This window comes from Halomonas sp. SIMBA_159 (assembly GCF_046536035.1).
In the GTDB taxonomy this organism is placed as follows: Bacteria; Pseudomonadota; Gammaproteobacteria; order Pseudomonadales; family Halomonadaceae; genus Vreelandella; species Vreelandella venusta_A.
In genome coordinates this window covers 1-252 of the sequence record NZ_JAWJBT010001131.1, presented here as the reverse complement: position 1 = coordinate 252, position 252 = coordinate 1, and the positions used below count along the sequence as shown (strand labels likewise).

1 pseudogene is annotated in these 252 nt (G+C 50.8%); it reads left to right on the top strand.

Features of this window, described 5'->3' with window-relative positions:
- Positions 1 to 56: 56 nt before the first annotated feature.
- Positions 57 to 252: pseudogene (pssA, locus tag R0J87_RS22795) on the top strand (CDP-diacylglycerol--serine O-phosphatidyltransferase); the annotation flags it as partial.

Genomic DNA, 252 nt, shown 5'->3' with positions numbered 1-252 from the left:
TGAATGATGTCTATCTGGCTCAACATCCACGTTACCGCTACGACAGGTATCATGTATTGAAAACCACCAACCTGGCTGACAGCATGGCCCACTTTGTCCAGCGCACGCTGGTCGACAGTGAAGCGGTCAATTGCCTCAACCAGCAGACCCGGCCGGAAACGAAAGTCTTACGCAATGCTATCAAGCAATTGCGCCTGGAATTACAGCGCGCAAGCTATTATTTTGATCCTGAGCCTATCGCTGATGATCAGG